Origin of the sequence: Acinetobacter shaoyimingii (genome assembly GCF_011578045.1) — a bacterium.
GTDB lineage: Bacteria > Pseudomonadota > Gammaproteobacteria > Pseudomonadales > Moraxellaceae > Acinetobacter > Acinetobacter shaoyimingii.
In genome coordinates this window covers 273,050-293,704 of record NZ_CP049801.1, presented here as the reverse complement: position 1 = coordinate 293,704, position 20,655 = coordinate 273,050, and the positions used below count along the sequence as shown (strand labels likewise).

At 37.6% G+C, this 20,655-nt stretch carries 21 protein-coding genes and 2 tRNA genes; 13 read left to right on the top strand and 10 right to left on the bottom strand.

The genetic code is table 11. The features are described from left to right. The first annotated feature begins 6 nt into the window (after window positions 1-6). The 3 genes from hisB (at window position 7) to G8E00_RS01350 (ending at window position 1,921) form a co-directional block, all read left to right on the top strand. On the top strand, window positions 7-600 hold the full coding sequence (gene hisB / locus G8E00_RS01360; protein WP_166008755.1) for an imidazoleglycerol-phosphate dehydratase HisB: 594 nt from the start codon (window positions 7-9) through the stop codon (window positions 598-600). Continuing rightward, on the top strand, window positions 600-1,217 hold the full coding sequence (hisH, locus tag G8E00_RS01355; protein ID WP_166221494.1) for an imidazole glycerol phosphate synthase subunit HisH: 618 nt from the start codon (window positions 600-602) through the stop codon (window positions 1,215-1,217). The genes hisB and hisH overlap by 1 nt, the downstream gene beginning before the upstream one ends. Window positions 1,218-1,393: 176 nt before the next feature. Then, window positions 1,394-1,921, top strand: a complete 528-nt coding sequence (locus tag G8E00_RS01350) for a DUF805 domain-containing protein (protein WP_166221492.1) — start codon at window positions 1,394-1,396, stop codon at window positions 1,919-1,921. A 175-nt stretch (window positions 1,922-2,096) separates the two neighbouring features. Here G8E00_RS01350 and G8E00_RS01345 read toward each other — a convergent pair whose 3' ends face one another. Both G8E00_RS01345 and G8E00_RS01340 read right to left on the bottom strand, forming a co-directional pair. Then, window positions 2,097-2,633 carry a hypothetical protein gene (locus G8E00_RS01345; protein ID WP_227591382.1) on the bottom strand — a complete coding sequence of 179 codons (537 nt, stop codon included), beginning with the start codon at window positions 2,631-2,633 and terminating at the stop codon, window positions 2,097-2,099. A 61-nt stretch (window positions 2,634-2,694) separates the two neighbouring features. Next, a complete protein-coding gene (locus tag G8E00_RS01340; RefSeq protein WP_166008759.1) occupies window positions 2,695-3,087 on the bottom strand; it encodes a helix-turn-helix domain-containing protein in 393 nt (130 codons plus the stop codon). A 97-nt stretch (window positions 3,088-3,184) separates the two neighbouring features. Between G8E00_RS01340 and G8E00_RS01335 the strand changes: the two genes are divergently transcribed. The 3 genes from G8E00_RS01335 (at window position 3,185) to G8E00_RS01325 (ending at window position 5,627) form a co-directional block, all read left to right on the top strand. After that, complete coding sequence (locus G8E00_RS01335; RefSeq protein WP_166221488.1) at window positions 3,185-3,859, top strand: 3'-5' exonuclease; 675 nt, start codon at window positions 3,185-3,187, stop codon at window positions 3,857-3,859. A 67-nt stretch (window positions 3,860-3,926) separates the two neighbouring features. Then, window positions 3,927-4,658 carry a 1-(5-phosphoribosyl)-5-[(5-phosphoribosylamino)methylideneamino]imidazole-4-carboxamide isomerase gene (hisA, locus tag G8E00_RS01330; protein ID WP_166008761.1) on the top strand — a complete coding sequence of 244 codons (732 nt, stop codon included), beginning with the start codon at window positions 3,927-3,929 and terminating at the stop codon, window positions 4,656-4,658. Between the two features lie 81 nt (window positions 4,659-4,739). Next, window positions 4,740-5,627: a DMT family transporter gene (locus G8E00_RS01325; protein WP_166008762.1), complete on the top strand. Its 888-nt coding sequence runs from the start codon at window positions 4,740-4,742 to the stop codon at window positions 5,625-5,627. 1 nt (window position 5,628) lies between these two features. Here the strand turns inward: G8E00_RS01325 and G8E00_RS01320 are convergent, their stop codons facing one another. The 4 genes from G8E00_RS01320 to G8E00_RS01305 are packed head-to-tail and all read right to left on the bottom strand — an operon-like array spanning window position 5,629 to window position 8,023. Next, complete coding sequence (locus G8E00_RS01320; RefSeq protein ID WP_166008763.1) at window positions 5,629-5,946, bottom strand: antibiotic biosynthesis monooxygenase family protein; 318 nt, start codon at window positions 5,944-5,946, stop codon at window positions 5,629-5,631. A gap of 33 nt (window positions 5,947-5,979) precedes the next feature. Further along, window positions 5,980-6,372 carry a DUF4870 family protein gene (locus tag G8E00_RS01315; protein WP_166008764.1) on the bottom strand — a complete coding sequence of 131 codons (393 nt, stop codon included), beginning with the start codon at window positions 6,370-6,372 and terminating at the stop codon, window positions 5,980-5,982. Window positions 6,373-6,409: 37 nt separating this feature from the next. Then, window positions 6,410-7,042, bottom strand: a complete 633-nt coding sequence (locus tag G8E00_RS01310) for a DUF1294 domain-containing protein (RefSeq protein ID WP_166221486.1) — start codon at window positions 7,040-7,042, stop codon at window positions 6,410-6,412. A 30-nt stretch (window positions 7,043-7,072) separates the two neighbouring features. Next, window positions 7,073-8,023, bottom strand: coding sequence for a homoserine kinase (locus tag G8E00_RS01305; RefSeq protein ID WP_166221484.1), 951 nt, complete (start codon window positions 8,021-8,023; stop codon window positions 7,073-7,075). A 113-nt stretch (window positions 8,024-8,136) separates the two neighbouring features. Here G8E00_RS01305 and hisF point away from each other — a divergent pair, with 113 nt between their 5' ends. The 3 genes from hisF (at window position 8,137) to aqpZ (ending at window position 11,127) form a co-directional block, all read left to right on the top strand. Beyond that, window positions 8,137-8,895, top strand: a complete 759-nt coding sequence (hisF, locus tag G8E00_RS01300; protein ID WP_166008767.1) for an imidazole glycerol phosphate synthase subunit HisF — start codon at window positions 8,137-8,139, stop codon at window positions 8,893-8,895. 424 nt (window positions 8,896-9,319) lie between these two features. Next, window positions 9,320-10,321, top strand: coding sequence for a helix-turn-helix domain-containing protein (locus tag G8E00_RS01295; protein WP_166221482.1), 1,002 nt, complete (start codon window positions 9,320-9,322; stop codon window positions 10,319-10,321). A 110-nt stretch (window positions 10,322-10,431) separates the two neighbouring features. After that, on the top strand, window positions 10,432-11,127 hold the full coding sequence (gene aqpZ, locus G8E00_RS01290; RefSeq protein WP_166008769.1) for an aquaporin Z: 696 nt from the start codon (window positions 10,432-10,434) through the stop codon (window positions 11,125-11,127). A 72-nt stretch (window positions 11,128-11,199) separates the two neighbouring features. Here the strand turns inward: aqpZ and G8E00_RS01285 are convergent, their stop codons facing one another. Further along, on the bottom strand, window positions 11,200-11,445 hold the full coding sequence (locus tag G8E00_RS01285) for a hypothetical protein (RefSeq protein WP_166008770.1): 246 nt from the start codon (window positions 11,443-11,445) through the stop codon (window positions 11,200-11,202). A gap of 81 nt (window positions 11,446-11,526) precedes the next feature. Beyond that, window positions 11,527-12,615: a DNA/RNA non-specific endonuclease gene (locus G8E00_RS01280; RefSeq protein ID WP_166008771.1), complete on the bottom strand. Its 1,089-nt coding sequence runs from the start codon at window positions 12,613-12,615 to the stop codon at window positions 11,527-11,529. A gap of 354 nt (window positions 12,616-12,969) precedes the next feature. On the opposite strand from G8E00_RS01280, the gene G8E00_RS16360 reads away from it, so the two are divergent. Next, window positions 12,970-13,332 carry a hypothetical protein gene (locus tag G8E00_RS16360; protein WP_406741378.1) on the top strand — a complete coding sequence of 121 codons (363 nt, stop codon included), beginning with the start codon at window positions 12,970-12,972 and terminating at the stop codon, window positions 13,330-13,332. A 163-nt stretch (window positions 13,333-13,495) separates the two neighbouring features. Here the strand turns inward: G8E00_RS16360 and G8E00_RS01270 are convergent, their stop codons facing one another. After that, window positions 13,496-15,376 carry a potassium transporter Kup gene (locus tag G8E00_RS01270; protein ID WP_166221480.1) on the bottom strand — a complete coding sequence of 627 codons (1,881 nt, stop codon included), beginning with the start codon at window positions 15,374-15,376 and terminating at the stop codon, window positions 13,496-13,498. Window positions 15,377-15,503: 127 nt separating this feature from the next. Between G8E00_RS01270 and G8E00_RS01265 the strand changes: the two genes are divergently transcribed. The 3 genes from G8E00_RS01265 to G8E00_RS01255 all read left to right on the top strand — a co-directional run bounded on the left by G8E00_RS01265 (window position 15,504) and on the right by G8E00_RS01255 (window position 19,719). Next, window positions 15,504-15,593, top strand: a tRNA-Ser gene (locus G8E00_RS01265). Window positions 15,594-15,863: 270 nt separating this feature from the next. After that, window positions 15,864-18,494: an AAA family ATPase gene (locus G8E00_RS01260; protein ID WP_166221478.1), complete on the top strand. Its 2,631-nt coding sequence runs from the start codon at window positions 15,864-15,866 to the stop codon at window positions 18,492-18,494. Between the two features lie 1,149 nt (window positions 18,495-19,643). Beyond that, a tRNA-Thr gene (locus G8E00_RS01255) sits at window positions 19,644-19,719 on the top strand. Window positions 19,720-19,797: 78 nt separating this feature from the next. On the opposite strand, the gene G8E00_RS01250 is transcribed toward G8E00_RS01255, so the two are convergent. Beyond that, on the bottom strand, window positions 19,798-20,628 hold the full coding sequence (locus G8E00_RS01250) for an SAM-dependent methyltransferase (protein WP_166221476.1): 831 nt from the start codon (window positions 20,626-20,628) through the stop codon (window positions 19,798-19,800). Window positions 20,629-20,655: the final 27 nt, after the last annotated feature.

Sequence of the window (20,655 nt, the reverse complement as noted above, 5' to 3'; positions counted from 1 at the left end):
GTGTCTATGACGCAACGTATCAGTGAAGTGGTAAGAAACACCAACGAAACCAAAATTCGAGTTCGTGTGAATCTTGATGGTACGGGGCAAGGCACCCTCAATACTGGTGTTCCATTTTTAGATCATATGATTGATCAAATCAAGCGTCATGGCTTATTTGATATCGATATTCATTGTGATGGCGATTTAGAGATCGATGATCACCACACTGTAGAAGACTGCGGTATCACGCTTGGACAAGCTTTTGCACAAGCCTTGGGTGACAAGAAAGGAATTCGACGCTACGGTCATTTTTATGCACCATTAGACGAAGCATTGTCACGTGTCGTGGTCGATATTTCTGGTCGTCCAGGTTTATTTATGGATATTCCATTTACCCGTGCGCGTATTGGGACTTTTGACGTCGATTTGTTCTCTGAGTTTTTCCAAGGTTTTGTCAATCATGCGTTGATGACATTACACATTGATAATCTCAAAGGCAAAAATAGCCACCACCAAATTGAGTGTACATTTAAAGCATTCGCACGTGCACTACGTATGGCATGTGAACTTGACCCACGTGCAGCGGGAACCATTGCTTCAACTAAAGGTAGTTTGTAATGACACGTATTGCCCTTCTTGACTATGGCATGGGAAATCTACACTCAGCAGCCAAAGCTTTAGAGCATGTCGGAGCTACTGTTGATGTGACCAATGCCCCCAAACTCATTGCTCAAGCAGATAAAATTGTATTCCCTGGCGTAGGCGCAATGCGTGATTGTATGCAAGGAATGCATGAAGCTGGTATTGATGAAGTCGTGCGTCGTGCAGTCTTCAACAAACCTGTACTTGCAATTTGTGTCGGTATGCAAGCACTCATGCAACATTCTGAAGAAAATGGCGGTGCAGATGCACTGGGTATTTTTGACGGTGTGGTGAAACGCTTCCCAGATGTAGAAGGTTTAAAAGTTCCACACATGGGTTGGAATCAGGTTCATCAAGCAGATTCAAGTCATCCGATGTGGAAAGACATTGAACAAGATGCACGTTTCTACTTTGTACATAGTTTCTATGTAGAGCCGAAACAAGATGATCTCGTTGCTGCAACCTGTAATTATGGACTTGATTTCTGCACCGCAATTCATAAAGAAAACTTATTTGCGACCCAATTCCATCCAGAAAAAAGTCATACGGCTGGTTTACAGCTGCTGAAAAACTTCGTGGAATGGGATATTTAAATTTATATATTTCAACCTTATATAAATCAAAACCCACTTCGGTGGGTTTTTTATTGCGACAAATGGGAACGAATAACAACGCTATAGCGCTATATTAAATTTCATTAAATTGATAGTATCGCCCAAATAAATAATTCAAAACCATAAACTCAGCCCTTAATGAGGTCTATATAACAATGAATCAATCTAATTTATCCCAAGACAATGCATTCAGTCCTTCAGGACGCTTTGGTCGCCTGTCTTATTTGGCATGGATGTTTTTAAGTAGCATTATTGGTGCCATCATTTTAGGCTCACTCATGAGCTTCTTTAGTGACAGTTTTCAAGCTGACAATTTCAGACTCGAAGATGTTTCTAGCTATCCTATTCCTGCGGTGATCATTTTTGTTGCAGTCTACTTATTAATTATTTATTTCAATTTTGTATTCATCATACGCCGCTTACACGACCGCAACCACTCAGGTTGGTTGTCTTTACTTATTCTCGTACCCTTGGTCAATTTATTTTTTGCACTCTATCTTTTATTTGCTAAAGGTGATGCCGCTGCAAATCAATTTGGACCTCGCCGTGTAACACGTGGTTGGGAAAAAGTCTTGGGGTGGATTTATATTCTTCTTGTTGTGTTCGGTGTTATTGCTGCCATGCTTATCCCGTCTTATCAAAGTTATATTCTAAACTCTCAATCGACAACGATTAAAGAATAACCTAATTGCATCGTTTGAATATGTGCTTCTAAAGCTCATCTTAATGATGGGCTTTTTTATTCATTTATGATGAGTAACATATGAGGTTTCGCTTTTTTAGAATCACTCAAATGCGCAAGACATGCCTTGTATCGTTTGTTGTCGCAACCATCCGTGAAATGTCGACAATCCCACTTTATTTTAAATTTTTCGTAAAATCATAAGACAATTGCTTTTCGATATTGAGTACACCATAAGCCAGAAGTGTATATGCGAAAATCATCGATATCAGCATATAATCCAATATCGGCAGATCAATTACAGTGCACCACTTTATGTAGAGATACGCCACAATCAGTAATGAATTAATCAATAAAACCAGAGAGCTGACACCCGATGCAATCGAGCCAAATGCCATAATGATAAAAACTCTGGGATCATAGCGCCCCAATTTTTTATTTTTAAAAATTATGGTCAAGAAAAAAAATATTAAAAATGCAAACAATAAAAAAAAGATCATCCAGATATTACTAGGCACTGCGCTTTCCAAAAAATCTAGAACGATTTTAACCTTATCAAAACTGACTTGACTCAGCTCTATATCAGATACCAACTTCTCACTCTCTTGCGGGCTTAAGCCTGGAAATTCTCGTTTGACATAGGCATATATAAGTTGCCCCAGACTTGAGGTAATAAAGCATAAAAATGCAGCCGTGTAAGCTAAATAGGTCAATGAATAAATAACAAACTCTACAGCACGTATGATAATTGGCATTTTAAATCCTGATGATTAATTATTCTTTAAGCACAAACCCACCCTCTATAGGCTCAACAGTCACTTTGATTTCAGCTTTTAAATTCAATGCCGCGTAACGAGCCTTTAGTTCAGCAATGAGTTGATCTGGACTAGCATCTTTCAGAGAAACATCTTCTTTTTCAGACTTCACAGGCTCTGTTTTTTTAGGATCTTTACTTTCAGCTATCCATCTTTCAGTGACACCTAAAAGACGTGCCAAGTCGACCAAACTCTGTGCATTAGGCGTCGCAGAACCTTGCACCCATTTAGAAACGGTATCTTTGGATACACCAAGCGCATTTACAATATCTGTTGGTTTGATATTTTTATCCTTTAGAATTTGCTTGATCCTTTTTGCCCCTTCACTGAGTAAATCATCATCTTGACTCATTCATTTCTCCCAAAATTTGCGCATTGAATTAAAACTACCATCATCTCATCATTTATTGATATAACATTAACTCTTATTTTTGTATGAAAGCTGACTTGTGGATCCTTCAAAATCTAGACAACCCACGATAGAAAATCATGTGAGATATCCAACATTTCAAAGTTTACCGCCTGAAAACATTATCCTGATTAAAAGCATAGAACAATGTCAAAATTTGACCGACGAATTTAAACATGCCGTGTTATTTGGCTTCGACACAGAATCGAAACCCACATTTACTAAAGGTGAAATTTCGACAGGTCCGCACTTAATACAACTTGCGACCCTTGATAAAGCCTACTTATTTCAAGTCAGCCCTGAAATACTACAATTTTTAGCGCCAATTTTAGCCAATCCAAAACAACTCAAAGTAGGCTTTGGACTTAAAAATGATGCCCATTTATTTCGTAAAAAAGGACTAGAACTCAGTGGCGTTGTTGATCTAGCCAAGGCATTTAAATCATTTGGCGTTGAGCATCAAATTGGCGTCCGCAATGCGATGGCTTTACTGTTTAAAGTCGACTTTCATAAAAACAAAAAAATAAGCACGTCAAATTGGTCGAAGAAGAAATTGAGTCCTGAACAAATCCATTATGCAGCTGCTGATGCATATGCACCTGTATTAATCTTTCAAGAATTACTGGGCTTAGGATTGATACCCAAAAATATTTCAACCCTTGCCTTGGAACTGGGAATCTCAGCAAATCCTGTAAAATCCCAATATGGTGCTTAGTTATTTGCCAATATTTTGCTAAGATTGCATACAACAAATTCAATGAGATTAGGCAAGGAGCGAAAGCATGCTGATCATCCCTGCAATTGACCTGAAAGATGGCAAATGTGTTCGTTTAAAACAAGGCCGTATGGAAGACGATACCGTATTTTCTGACGACCCAGTCGCAACAGCACAGCATTGGGTAAATGAAGGCGCGCGTCGCTTACATTTGGTCGATCTCAATGGCGCTTTCGCAGGTACGCCAATTCATAAGCCTGTGGTTGAAGCCATTGCAAAAGCACAACCTGAACTTCCAATTCAAATTGGCGGTGGTATTCGCTCATTGGAAACCATCGAACATTATCTAGATGCTGGTGTTTCCTTTGTCATTATTGGCACTAAAGCAGTCAAAGAGCCTGAGTTTGTTGAAGAAGCTTGTCGTAAATTTGCTGGTCATATCATTGTGGGTATTGATGCAATGAATGGCATGGTTGCAACAGATGGCTGGGCAAATGTCACTGATGTCAAAGCAACAGATTTGGCAAAACGTTTTGCAGATGCTGGTGTTTCAAGCATCGTTTATACCGATATTGCACGTGATGGCATGATGCAAGGTGTAAACATTGAACAAACCGTGAATTTAGCGACTTATTCAGGTCTTCCTGTGATTGCTTCAGGTGGTGTGACCAACCTTGATGACGTGCGCAACTTAAAAGGTCAACCAGGTATTTTAGGTGCAATTACTGGTCGTGCCATCTATGAAGGCACATTAAACCTTCGTGAAGCTCAAGCACTTTGGGATGATCAAGCGTTTTAATCGTAATGATTTAAAAGCCTAAAGAGGTCTTCGGACCTCTTTTTTTGTTTTCTTCAATAGATTGATGATCTTCCACACCAAATGAATACAACACCAGATAGTTCTACCTCAAAATTACCCCAATTCGCACTTATCCTCATTACCATCATTTGGGGTGGTAGTTTTTTAACAGTTCAATATGGTCTAAATTTCTCAAGCCCTATTTTATTCGTCGCTTTTCGATTTGCAGCAGCGGCTATAGCGGTCAGTTTAATTTCATGGAAATATCTGAAAAAATTTAACTTAAAAGAAGTTTGGGCAGGGTTCTGTATTGGCACCGTCATCGCACTGGGCTATGGAACACAAACTATAGGTTTAAAAACCATTACCAGCAGTGAATCCGCTTTTTTAACCGCCCTTTATGTCCCATTGGTCCCCATTTTATTATTTTTACTTTTTCGAAAAAAACCACATGTCATGACATGGTTAGGTGCATTACTTGCATTTGTCGGTCTTGTCTTTCTAACAGGTAATGGTTTTGGAGCCATACATTTAGAGTTTGGGCAGATCATTACGATACTCGGTTCAATCACCATTGCTTTGGAAATTATCCTGATTAGCTACTTTGCTGGACGGGTGAATGTTCGACGTGTCACAGTGCTCCAACTCATTTTTGCATCTTTACTTTGTTTCATCATTGCGCCATTCATTGGTGAAAATCAGCTTCCACAATTTCACTGGTCTTTAATACTTGTCCTAATAGGATTAGGCATCGCTAGCGCAGTCATCCAACTGGTGATGAATTGGGCGCAAAGAGTGGTCGACCCTGCCCAAGCTGCCATTATTTATTCTGGAGAACCTGTGTGGGCGGCTTTATTTGGTCGAATTGCGGGTGAACGTTTGCCTTTATTGGCTATTTTAGGTGGCTGCTTGGTTGTATTGGGTGTGATGACGAGTGAATGGCGGCCGAAGTTTTTAAAGAAAAAATGACTCAATCTGGACGTGGTTTTTTCGCCAACAGCATACATGGTTCAAAATATTCCACTTCAGGCATCGGATCATAAAAATGATGCAGGAGTGATTTCCAGACTGGATAAGCTTTAGATTGCCTAAAGCCAATTTGATGATCTTCGATCGAATCCCAGAAAATCATCAAAATATAACGATGCGGATCATCTACTTTTTTAATCAGTTGAACTGCATTTAAACCTTCCATCGGGTATATCACCTCTTTGGCGTGTTTAAATGCAGTTTCAAATGCAGCACTTTGTTCAGGTTTTATGTTCAAGTACACATGTTCAATGATCATCATGCATCCCAAAATCAGACCTAAAAACCACGTTTAGTGATACATCGGCTGGTTATCATTCAGCTTAATAATGCCCTTAATGGCACGGTAAACAATCCAAACCCACGATAAACCCACCACCGCTACACAGAATAAAGTTGCAGCAAAAGCAACACCTGCAAAAGCATTGACGTTATCGCCAGTGAAAAATAAAAATAAGAACGGAACAAAAGCAATGATGTTCCAAATCAAATACCACCAAAAGCTACGAATCTGCCAAGTGAAGTGACTTTCAAAAATAGAACCACGTACCTCATTACGTTTAAGATAGTTGATAAATAGCGCTACGATCGCCAAGATACCTGCTGAAAAAATAGCAACGATATAAAGCACATATAATATGAGTGTTAATGTTCGATTTGGATCACGGTCAATTGAATAGTTCATATGTGTCTCATTTCATTTTAAATTTATTGTCTTAAAGTCATACTTTCAAAATATTAAGCGGTGAAATCAGCCATAAAATCAGGATGATGTTGCACACAATGGTACAGAAATAAATTTTTCTGAACGGTTGTTTTTGTGTTTTGTGTCGTAATTTCTGCTGCGCTAAATTTGCTGCTGGCCAACCACCCAAGAATGACAAAAGATGCAATGTGTTTTCAGGAATGCGTCTTTGATCATTTTGTGCAGCCTCCTTATCTTGAGCATAGAACCAATAGGTCATGAGATTGATGATGCTGATCAATAAGACCACCAATCCGCTGAGCAAACCTGAGATCACGAAAACAGCCAAAAATAAAATATAGATAACAGCTGCAATTTGAATCGGTTGCAATTTTTGCGTGTTCTGCTGAGTATTCGATGTTTTCTTAGTTTTATAAGGCTTCGCTTTAGCTTGCGAAGCTTTTAAATAGGTCACCTGAACCGCACGATAACGCCCCTGCGCATCGAGTTGCACCACATATTCTAAAGCACAACCGATGATGGGGCGTGGTCCTGGACGTGCAAAACTTTTAATATGTAAAAACACGCGATCTTTACTGGAATCATTGGGCTGTATAAATCCAAAACCTTTTTCATCATTCCAATCAACCAATCGCCCCTGATCACGCATTTTCAGTCCTTTTTTATCAAATTTAAAGATTTAAGCAGTCACGAATTTTAACCGTTCAACCAACATGTTGCGCATTTCTAAAGGATTTTTTTGCAAAATGTCATCTCCTGTACGCCCCTGCTCAGCATTTTTTTGCGCCACTTGTAAACGCATCATCCAGAAACGCCCTGCTGCCATGGCTAAATATAATTCTAAACAGGCTTTTTCGTCAGAAGTCAGCGGACGAACTGTTTCATAGGATTCTAAAAATGCCGTTGCTTTGGCCTCATTCAAATGCACATCAGGATATTCTGTACAGAAATCATTGATGGTAATAGCAATATCAAACAACAATTCATCTTTATTCAGCTCATAAAAGTCCAAAATACCGTTAAGCTGATCACCATCAAACAACGTATTATCACGGAACAAATCGGAATGAATAAAACCTTTAGGTCGGTTTGGATACATCACTGTTAATGCATCGTATAAGCCCAACAAACTATTTAACAGAACGGTATCGGCAGGATTTAAAGTCGGTTTAATCCCTTTTGCTACATTTAACCAATAATCATGATTACGATATTCCGCACGCTCAAGTGGAAAATCCTTTAAAGCCACATGAATTTTGGCTTGTGCCACTGCGATGGCTTTCACTTGTTCAATGTTGGATGGCATGGGATGTTGCCCCATGAGACGCGGTGCAATTTGTGCAGGTTTATCCTTTAGCGTATGAATGGCTTTACCTGCATGATTCAATGGAACAGGAACAGCTAAACCTTGTTGCCCCAAATGTTCAAGAACAGGCACCAATTCCCCTGCACCTTGCTCATCCATTTCTTCAAATATAGTAAGTACAAACTGTGAACCATCTTGAGCCACTAAAAAATAGTTTGTATTTTGAATACCTCCTTGAATGGGAATCAGGTCAATCACCTCTAATCCATAAGGTGCTGCAAAATCCTGAACTTCCTTTAAAGTCAAAGTGGTATAAACCGACATATAAAACCTGCAAAAAAACTTACATAATTTTGATAGAATACCCGCTTCGACTATGTAGGTGTAGCACCTGAGTCACTTAGTTTCATAATCGGCTGTTATTTTTGGAAAAAATTATGCTCGCTAAACGTATTATTCCTTGCCTAGACGTAGATAATGGTCGAGTGGTGAAAGGTGTTCAGTTCCTCGATATTCGTGATGCAGGTGATCCCGTTGAAGTTGCACGTCGTTATAACGAACAAGGTGCAGACGAAATTACTTTCCTTGACATCACAGCGACCTCAAATGGACGTGACACCACTTATCGAACCGTAGAACGCATGGCTGAAAGTGTGTTTGTTCCACTAACTGTCGGTGGCGGTGTTCGTAAAGTTGAGGATATTCGTTTATTACTCAATGCTGGTGCAGATAAAGTCAGCATCAACTCTGCTGCGGTATTTAACCCAGAATTTGTTCAAGAAGCATCTCAACGTTTCGGTGCACAATGCATTGTGGTCGCGATTGATGCGAAAAAAACAGGTGACAATAAATGGGAAATCTTTACTCACGGTGGTCGTAAACCGACTGGGATTGATGCGATTGAATGGTCTGTCAAAATGGCTGAGTATGGTGCAGGTGAATTACTCGTAACTTCAATGGATGCCGACGGTACCAAAGCGGGTTATGACTTGGCATTAATGCGTCAAATTAATGATCGTGTAACTATTCCAACCATTGCCTCTGGTGGCGTAGGCTGTTTACAACATTTAGCAGATGGTATTTTACATGGTGGTGCTGATGCTGTGCTCGCTGCATCAATTTTCCATTTTGGACAGCATACAATTCCTGAAGCAAAACAATATCTTGCAGACCAAGGTATTGAAATGCGCCTATAACATTCAGCGCATAGAAAGAAAGAGGCATTTTGCCTCTTTTTTTATCGTTAAGCATTATGAATAAAAAATGAATAAAAAAACGGAGTCCTAAGACTCCGCAAACCAAGAAAACCTACAGCGCGTGGTATTTGGTGAAAATACGATAACCAACAAAAGATAAAACAAACCTGGAAGATCAAACATTTGATTACCGTACAATGACTATAGCGCCACGGATTTAAAAAATATTGACAATTCGTCAGCATTTTATTGACTATTTACGACAAAAAAATTATTTTCATGCCAATGACTCGTAATAAACCGTTAATTTGATGTGTAAATAATTTAGAAAAACTTAACAATCTTATTGATAGCGACTTTAACATTATGGTAAAAGTAAATTAATTATTTACATCTTTAAACCTAAATATAACAAGTAAACATCATGGAAGAACTAAAGAGTTATACAGGCTCAATTTATGGCGGATTTGGACATCTGCTCTATACATATTGTCAGAAAAAAGGCTTGTCTGTATCAGAAAAATTAATTGAAATTCAAAATCTTGAAAGATTTGATTTAAAGATTTGGTATCAATTACTCAAAGAGATACACAAACAATACCCCATTGATGGATTAGGTCTAGATATCGCAAAATGGGTACAACCTAAACATTTAGGCGTAATTGGATACATCAGTCTAACTTGTGAAAACCTGACTGAATTTTTTATTAAATACAAATCTTTTCATAGACTTATATACGATGGAAAACCCATTCAATTTAATACGACAGCATCTCATCTGTGTATCACATGGCCAAACATCTCGCCATTTTCTGGAAATTCAGTGTCTGATGAGGTTTCATTAGCAACGTTTATTCATTTTTTACGGACGCATCTAGCCATTGATGAGATACCAATCAATGAAGTACACCTAAGACACAACCCACAAAATATTAAAATTTATGAAAGTTTTTTTGATTGTAAGGTCAAGTGCTCGCAACCTCGTATGCAAATTATATTGCCCATAAAGACCTTAGATATGGCAACCAAACAATCAGATCATATTTTACAACATCTGTTAACCCAACAGGCACAGACCTTGTTGGATGAATTGCCTTCACAATTTGAAATGAGTGAGCGTCTACGAAAGAGTATCTCTAAGGGACTGCAAAAAAATAACTTTCAAATTGAATATATTGCATCACAATTAAACTTATCTGTACGTCAACTACAACGTTACTTAAGTCAGCAAAACACCACCTACCAACAGACACTGCAAAATGTCAGAAAGGTTCTTGCACTCGAATATTTACAAGATCCATATCTTAGTTTACAAGAAATTTCTTTGCTGTTAAGTTATTCAGAACAAAGCGCTTTTCAACGCGCATTTAAACAGTGGATGGGGGTAACGCCACAACAATGGCGTTCAATGAAACAAAAACACTAAGGTCAATCATCATTTTTTAAACACAAATAGGAAAAATGAATTAATATCTGACCGTGACGATCTTGGGTTTTCTCGTCGTCTATTTAGAAAAACAAAACAGGAAAAAATCAATGAATAAATATTTAGCAGAATTTTTAGGAACGTTTTGGCTCGTTTTTGGTGGATGTGGTAGCGCAGTGTTGGCTGCAGCATTTCCAGAACTCGGTATCGGCTTTGCTGGTGTCGCATTGGCATTCGGTCTTACCGTTTTAACAGCTGCTTATGCATTAGGTCATATTTCAGGTGGTCACTTTAACCCTGCCGTGAGTGTCGGTTTATGGGTCGGTGGACGTTTTGATGCCAAAGACCTCATTCCTTATATTGTTGCTCAAGTTGTCGGTGCAGTTGCTGCAGCTTTCGTACTTTATTTAATTGTTCAAGGACAAGCAGGTTTCCCAGGAACGGGTGGTTTTGCAACCAATGGATATGGTGATTTATCACCAGGGAAATATGCCTTAAGCTCGGTGATTCTGATTGAAATTGTATTAACCGCATTCTTCTTAATCATTATTATGGGTGCGACTGATCGTCGTGCGCCTGCTGGTTTTGCTCCGATTGCAATTGGTCTTGCATTAACACTTATTCATTTAATCAGTATTCCTGTGACCAATACTTCAGTTAACCCTGCTCGTAGTACTGGGGTGGCGTTCTTTGCTGAAACTCAAGCATTAAGCCAACTTTGGGTATTCTGGGTTGCACCAATTATTGGTGGTGTTATTGGGGCACTTATTTATAAAGGATTTGCAGGCGAACGCGATCCGCATTAAATCTTAAAAATTAACGTTTAAAAAAGCCTGCTTAAGCAGGCTTTTTTAACATTTAACTGAATACTCTAAAATTTACAAAAAAGGATTTTCAATCTCTTTCTCATTTTGGACTTGAACTTTTTCAGGTAAATTCTGCTCATGCTCTAAAGCACTGACCACCTGATTAAGCAATGCTTGCAATGTCTTTGCTGCATTGAGCCCTTGCTGATCTTTACCGATTTGTAAATTGCCATAAATATTAATACGATCTAAGCCATTTTCAATGGTCAGATCATGAATAGCATGGGATTCAGTACCCACTTGAAAAGGTTTAAACATCGCTTATTTCTCATTCATTCTGCTTATTGTTCCCACAACATATAATATTTTTGATGTGACTGCACATCTATCAGCATTTCATTATTTCAACATTTGTACAAAATACTGCCAAATTGCTGACAAGATTTTCTCTAGGATGTCCTGCGCCATTTGCTCTGCTGTATCGGATTGCGGGTCCTTTTGCGCTGTATTTTCTGTGGTTTTAGATATCGATGTCTTGGTTGTAGTCGCCTTTGTCAGACTTCCCCCTGATTGAGAGAATTGCTTTTGTAAAACTTGAATTTGCTCATCCGACACATCTACAGCACACTGACTTTCCCCATCCCAATGCGCATATTCAATCATTTTATTGGCTTTGACTTGAGTCGAACTAAGCGGCAATTTATAGGTATTTCGCTTTTGATCGGTCGTCAGCTGAGGAAAAATATTCATGCCAATTTCTTCTTCCAATTGGCACACACTGATTACTTTGACCTGTAGTGAGTTGTCATTCGGCGCATAATATGCGCCAATAATTCCCTTACTTGGTAAATAGATGGCCTTAAAAACTGCCGTAGGAACAATCACTCCTTTACCAATGGTTTTTAGTTTTTTTCCACTAAAAATAGGACCAGTCACCACATAAACGTCTTGTTTTTGCTTGGTGACGATGGCTCTTACTGCTTCTTCTAATTCACGCCAAACCTGCTGATTATTTTTAGGCGCTTGCGGCACCATATTGGCTAAAGAGAAACTATCAAACTGTGACTCTTTGGTTGGCATGTCAGCATTTGGGGACATATGCCCTCGGTCATAACCTGATGCTTTATAGTCAGCTAATGTTGCTCGATCACTTGCATCTACACGCAGTTCCTCATGGAAACTATCTTCACGCTTAATTTTTTGGCTTAACCGACTCACGGACAAATATTCGGCAGTCCAAAGTGGTGTTTTGGACACGCCAGAATACATGACATTAAAACCATTGAAACACAGCGGATAGGTATTTTTTTTCAGGCTTTCTTTGACAATAACAGGAGGTTCGTCACGATAAAATTGCTTTAAACATGTCGTATCAATCGTTGTGTTGGTAAAAGGAATATATTGGGTTATTTTTTCTTCACCAAATGCAAAAGCAAAACTACCTGCAGCAACCACACCCAATACACTTTTAAGGACTACATTTTTCAATTATATAACACCTGATTTTAAAGCTTATTCGACTATGTTGGGGTGCCGGAAGAGCCACGAACAGCCGATTTTTGCACAGCTTAACAAGCTATCCATAGCAAGTATATCTGGTGAATTTTCAAGTGAATAAAGCTTCTACAATTACTGCTTATTTTATCTACAATATAAGTAACAATTTGTTGTTCTTATACGAATGTTTATAAAGGAAATTTGTAAAATTACGTATATTTAATTGAATTTGAAACAATAATTATGACAAGGTATAAAACAATTCATTGCTCATTGCGAATTTTCTTTGGAATATTTGCTTTTAAAAAACAAGAGGAGTTTGTTATGAATATTCAGATTTTAAAAATGGGGCTTATGACGAGTTTGTCTTTAGCGAGTGTATTTGCTTTTGCAGAGCCTGCTATTCAACCAGGGGAAACTTTAGAAAGCCTATCTAAAGCTAAAATTACCACTACCGTAAATGGTCAACCGGGTTCAATCAAAGAACTTGTTGAAAGCGGCAAGGTCAAAGTCATTTCTGATCAGGGACAAGTTGCGACATCAGCACCATCTACTACAGCACCTGCTGATGCTACTGCAATTGATCCGCAAACCAATGCTCCAGCATCGAGTGCTCCTGCTGCCAATGCTGATGTAAACTCGAGCCCTGTTGAACAGCCTAATGCTCAGTCAGAAGCACCTGATGCAGGTCAAATTCCTGCGCAATAAGTGCCTGATTTAAAAATATGATGCATAAAAAAGCCAAGTTATATAACTTGGCTTTTTAGGGTCTAGGGTCTGTGGACATTGTAGTCATCTGTCAAATGACAACAGCCCCTAGTATCAATCATTTAAAATGTAAACTTAGAGCATGTTGAACGCTTAAATTAAGCTAAATTTCGATTTGACTTCCCATCTCCACCACACGGTTTGGTGGTATCTGATAAAAATCACTCACAGGGCTGGTATTTCGTTGCATGGAAATAAATAGTTTTTCACGCCACGGCGCCATACCATCGCCAACGGTATGAACCAAGCGATCCCGAGAAATAAAGAAGCTGATCTGCATCATGTCAAATTCTACATTGGCCTGATCATAAGCTTGTTTCAATGCTTCAGGGACATTCGGCTGATCTTTAAAACCATAATACATAAAGATACGGAAGAATCGTTCATCCAACTGTTCCACACGAATACGTTCAATATCAGGCACATAAGGCACATCACGGGTAATCACCGTAATCATGATATTACGCTCATGTAAGACCTTGTTATGCTTGATATTATGTAGCATCGCATGAGGTACTAAATCAGGTGTCCCTGTTAAAAAGACCGCATTGCCTGGAACAATGAGAGTTTCATCGCCCATACTGATGCTTTTAATGAACAAATCCATAGGAAGTGCATCGGAACTCATACGATTGAGTACGATTTGACGTCCATCTTTCCACGTCATCAAAATGGTGTATACCATTGCACCAATGAGAATTGGTACCCATCCTCCCCCCATAATTTTGAGTGAAGTTGAACCAACAAAGACAAGGTCGATGAGCAGTAATGGTATGGCAAATAACGCCACCTTCCACATTGGCCAGCGCCAAACACCATAAGCCAATATCGAGATAAGAATCGTACCGCAGAGCATGGTCATGGTCACAGCGACACCATAAGCACTGGCTAAGTTGGCACTATTTTCGAACAGCAAGATGAGAATGACGACAGAGATAAAAAGTACCCAGTTGATAAACGGTACATAAATCTGACCTTGTTCCACATCTGAAGTGTGCAACACAGTTAATCGAGGCAAATAGCGCAATTGAATCGCTTGATTCACCATGGAGAATACCCCAGTGATTACCGCTTGAGATGCAATCACCGCTGCAGCTGTCGCCAATCCAATCATGGGGTAAAGCGCCCATTCCGGGATAAGGAGATAAAATGGATTTTCTAAGGCGTTTGGATCCCGAAGTAACAGTGCACCTTGCCCTGCATAATTCAGTAATAAACACGGCAATACCACAGTAAACCATGCCAGTTTAATCGGTAAGCGTCCAAAGTGCCCCATGTCTGCGTAGAGCGCTTCACCACCTGTAATGGTCAGGATCACGGCACCCATGGTTAAAAACGCCACATAAGGCTGATGGATGATGAAACTGATTGCCCAGTGTGGACTCACCATCGCCAAAACGAATGGCGTTTGCATGACACTCCATAGTCCGAGCAAACCAATAGATAAAAACCAAATGAGGGTTAATGGACCAAAGAATTTACCCATTATCCCTGTACCATGCCGCTGTACGATAAACAGCCCTGTCAAAATCACAATGGCTAGTGGCAGTAACCATTGGTTAAACATGGGCGTGGCAACGCTCAAGCCTTCAATTGCAGACAGAATAGAAATGGCAGGTGTAATAATGCCGTCACCAAAAAAGAGTGAAGCACCAATAAACCCTAGGGCAATGAGGTAAATCTTTTTGTTATCGGCAAACCGTGTTGAACGTAAGTTGAGTGCCAATAACGACATGATGCCGCCTTCGCCATTGTTATCGGCACGCATAATCACGGTAACGTACTTAAAACTAATGGTGAGCATCATGCACCAAAATATTAGGGATAAAATACCCAATACTGTGGATTCTGTAATTGCGATGTGTGCAGTGAGAAAACATTGTCGTAATGCATATAAAGGGCTTGTTCCAATATCTCCAAACACAACCCCTAGGGCCGCTAAAGTGATCGCTGGTAAGGCGGCTTTTTTTGCATGACTTTGCATATGGTCATCTTCAATAATTTCGACAGTATTTTTCGACCATCATAGCACTCAGTAAAAACTTTTTCTTTAAATCAATTGTTTCAACTTGGCAGAGTGGTGTTTTTTCGTTATCATCCACCGCCTATATGGTGAGGTGTCCGAGTGGCTTAAGGAGCACGCCTGGAAAGTGTGTATACGTTTGCGCGTATCGAGGGTTCGAATCCCTCTCTCACCGCCAAGATTCAAAAAAAGACTTAGATTAAACTTCTAGGTCTTTTTTTTGCATTTGATTTTATTATGTCACTTATACAGCTCATTAATACAATTAAGTTAGCATCAAAATATTAACTTTAGCAGACCCCATTTTTATTCTTTTCATATTCTTATCTAGTGAAAAGAATATGAAAATTTCGAAAATACAACTTCTTAATTTTAATAAAAAACATTTAAAATCAACTATATTTATGAAAATTATTTTAATTCAAATATTTTTAGAAGGGGAAACTAGATGAACATGATGGGGCAACCAACTGTAGAGTTAGATAGTTTTGAACAATGGATTTGTGAAAGACCAGAATGGTTACAAAGTGTCGCTGAATTTTTAATTTCCAATAAAAGAATGCCTAATGATTCAGAATTAGAATCTTTCGTCGCTCTTTGTGAACAAGAGGCAAAAGAGTTAACTGGAAAATTTACAACTATTAGTGCGGGCTCACTAAATAATGCTGCTATTAAACCACAAACCCGAATCAATAAAATCACCAATATATCAGGTGTTAATGCTATAAGAATGGGATCTACATTAGATTTTGGTGGAGGTAATTTAACTGTAATTTTTGGTTCAAACGGTTCAGGAAAATCTAGTTATTCCCGATTATTGAAAAAAATTTGTGGTTCAAAAGCACAAGAAGAAATTTTAGGTAATATTTTTACAGATAACCAGCACCCTATATCAGCAGATGTTGAAGTGTGCCTGAATAATCAACCCCCTTATACCTATTCATGGCTTCCTAACGGTTCAGAAGATCAAAATCTAAAACATGTTCATATTTTTGATAATAAAACTGCTCAAATTTATATGAACAAGAGTGAAGCAACTTATGAGCCGATGAGAATGAGGTTTATATCTTTGCTTATAAAAGTATGCGACAAAGTATATTCAATTTTACAAAGTAAAAAAGATCTTTTAACTTCACATCTACCTCAACTCCCTGTACATCTTTATTCTTCTAGTGCATCAGATTTAATCAATTCACTGAGTGCAAAGACCACAATTGAATTTATTGACTCAAAGTGTACTTACACTGATACAGATGACCAAGAACGGGTTCAGATTGAAGCAACTCTAGCTAAGCAAGATATTCCCTCTCTTTTAAAGGAGATAGAAGCCACTAAAAGTAGCTTAAAAGTAACTGGTCAATATATTGATAAGCTCAAGGAATTAACTTCTATAAAGTCGCTAGAATTCATAGTGAAAGCTAAGCATCAGGCTACATATAAGCGAAAATTAGCTGTAGTAGAAGCAAACCGTGTGTTTTCTAATAGTGAGTTAGAAGGAGTAGGTCAGGAAGTTTGGATTTCTTTATGGAATAAAGCAAAAGAATACTCGGAACATATCGCCTACCCTAATCATAACTTCCCATTCACAGGTGAACATGCAAATTGTGTACTTTGTCATCAACCCTTAACAGATATAGCCAAAGCTCGCCTTAATGGTTTTGAAGATTTTATTCGAAGTAGTTTGGAAAATGATGCTAACTTAGCAGAACGAGCAAAAGATCAACTCTTAGCACCTTTAAAAACATGTTTGACGCAAGGTGAATGGACATTACATTTAGAAAAATTAAAACTTAATAAAGAATTAGTTGATGAACTATTTGAACAATTAAATGTATTGATTGAAACAGTGCTTCAGACAGATTCCATTAATGAATTAACAGTATTTAACTGGGATGTTATTTCTGAGGCTTACGAAAGAAAATTAAGTACAATAGAAGTAGAAGAACAATCTTTAATTGCTGTAAATGAAGATGATTCTAGAAAAGCTTTAGAACAAAAACTAAAAGAACTTAAAAGCTCTCAATGGTTATACCAGAATAAAAGTGCTTTAGTAGCTGAAAGAAGCCGTTTAATTACTATTGCAGAATTTGATAAAGCACTCAAACTTTGCAGTACTACTGCTTTAACTCGAAAGAAAACCGAACTAGCAGTGGATGAGCTCGAATTAAAATATATCCAAAGATTTGAAGAAGAACTGAAAAAATTAGGTGGTACTAGAATACCAATTAAGCCTATAAGCGTAGCCAAAGGGAAAGGTAAAATTCTATTCGACCTGGCTATTCAAGGCAAAGTTAAAGATGTTCAGACTCATCAAGTTCTAAGTGAAGGTGAAACCCGAGTGGTTGCATTAGCTGCTTTTTTAGCTGATATCACTGGTTCAGGACAAAATACACCTTTTATCTTTGATGATCCTATTTGTTCATTAGATCATGTATTTGAGGAAAGAGTTGTTGAGAGACTAATTGAATTATCAAAAGAACGACAAGTCATCATTTTTACTCATCGATTATCTTTAATAGCATTAGTACAAGATGCGGGAAGAAAAGCCACAGAGAAAGCTAAGTGCCTAAATACGAATCCAACTGTAAATATTCATATAGAAAACATTACTCGCTTTAGGCATGAAACAGGTATTGTTTCAAATTCCTCGATTAGAAATGAAAAACCCACGACAGCTCTTAATAAGATGTTATCTACTTTAATACCTAAATTAGAAAATTATGTGAAAGCAGGCGACGTGGAAAACTTTGAGAGAGAAGCATATAACTATTGTAGTGAATTCAGGGCTCAAGTTGAAAAATGTGTAGAATATATACTTCTAAATGAAGTTGTCTTGCGTTTTAGACGTTCTCTACAAACACAAGGTAGACTACCAACTCTTGCAAAAATTCGAATCGAAGACTGTGATCTAATTGATGATCTCATGACTCGTTATTCTGTCTTTGAACACTCACAGCCTTTTGAATTACATTCTCAATCACCAGATTTTGAAGTAATCAAAGAAGATACTCAAAAATTAGCCCAATGGATAAAAGACTTTAAAAAAAGATCTTTAGAGGAAACGGAGGTCTTAAATTAAACATGTCGGTATAAATGTCGGTACATTTACTTACATGAAATTTTATATTTAACTATTTCATGTATTTAGATACTAAACCTGACGGACTCTCTCACCGCCAAATTCCACGACAAAAATCTGTCGTCAAAAAAGTCTATACTTAATCGGTTTAGGCTTTTTTTTGGTTCAAAAATAATTTTTCATCTTGTGAATTTTCTGTTCAGCTCCATCTTATCTTTCCTCAAATTCTACTCTCCCCCAAGCTCGTTCTCGACCTAGCACATCGTTTTTCACATAATTCTTTGATTCAAGCACCAACTGAATACATGTAAAATCTCATATAAAAATAATATACAAATGTCCTATAATAAAACCGTATATGTTTCAGCAAAATAAAATCTGACTTAAACACTCTGTATTACACATAAATAAATGAGATTATTTATTTTAAAATTATATAAGCAGAAGAATTAATAACATTTTCTTAAAAATGAATTAAAAACAACGATAAGAAAAATATATTAATCATGATAAATTGATAAAAAATCAAGGTTTACCAACACTTACGATGCGTAAAAAAAATATTTCATTAAAAAATAAATACTTATTTATTATTTTTTAAAAAATTACATATTTTTGTTCATTTTTTGTTTACAAACCAAATCAAATTTGCTATTAATAATGCGAACCAGTTAGCAATAAAGACTTATTTGACGTCATGGTTTTTGAAATGCAAATGATAAAATCATTCATGATTTTGATGTTGCATCTATAATGAACCATAATTTATTTATTCAGTCATTTTTGACTGTATAAATAGAAAAGAATAAGTTTTTATTATTTAATTTAAACGATTAATTGAAGTGATTTCGTATAATAATAAAAACAACGTCATAATAAAAATAAATGTATTTTAAAACTTAATAATAATAACTTAAAGAAAATAGAAAAGAATAACAGAGGAACAATCAGCGTTAGAAGATCAATAATGATTTTGAGTTATTGATCGACATAGTGTAGATCAACGATCACATGGATGTGACACTTGTTTTACCCCTTGTCTGAGATTCATTTTATTCATTCGGTTTAGCCTCAAAGCATACAGTTATATCGTTTGTACGTTTTTTGGCTTGCGTTTTTATCAAAATTCGCTATTATTCTCTCCACGTTGCCGGCATAGCTCAGTTGGTAGAGCAACTGACTTGTAATCAGTAGGTCCACAGTTCGAATCCGTGTGCCGGCACCATTTTACTTAGCCTCGCTTTTTTAGTGAGGCTTTGTTGTTTTTATCGCTCTATTTTTCTCAACGTAAGTGCCCCATATTTTAAAGCTGTTTTTTAGCACTCACCTGCACATAGCGCACAATACCTTCCTCATATAAGGTTTTGCAGAGTTTTGCTGTCATCTCAATCTTCACACCATCCAAACCTTTAAAAGCAGTATGTTGCTTTCTTGCCTGAATGTATTTTGAAAATCCGTTCAATACAGGCTCACTCAAATCTTCAATCTGAATATGATCATAAGCATGATGACTCAAACACTGCGCTAACTTTGGTTTTGACATTAAGTCTGCAAGTTGAACATCTGCACATTTCAGTAAAAATCGATATTTGGCTTGTTGTAACACATTCAGTTGGCTAAATTTTTCCGAGAGCATCAAAGTGTGAAATGCCAATCGTCCTTCTGGCTTTAAAACGAAGCTGACTGATTCAAGAAATAAATGCAAAGGGCTATGATATGCAGCATCAATACATAAAATTACATCAAACTGAGAATTTAGCTGGATTTGCTTAAGATTTAAAAATGAACCACAGTAAATGTTAAAGTGATCTATTTGCTTTTGCTGAATTTTTGCGACACACGCTACTTGCAACTCTACTGCTGTAATATTTTGTATTTTATAATAATTTTTCCAGTGCAAAACACTTGCACCCTGCCCACACCCCAAATCCAGTAGCTTATCATTTGATGTTAAGTGAATAATGTCAGCTAAATGATCTGCCAATTGGCGACAGGCTTCGGGATAGGAGTCATCAGCATGATTCCAATATCCCAAATTGCTCCAAGCACATTCAGCATCATCCCCTAATGCTTTCGCATCAATCGCATATTTATGCTTGGGTGTTACGAACTTAAATGCTTGGAGCCATTTCATTTCAGTTGCCTAATGCAATTTGATTTC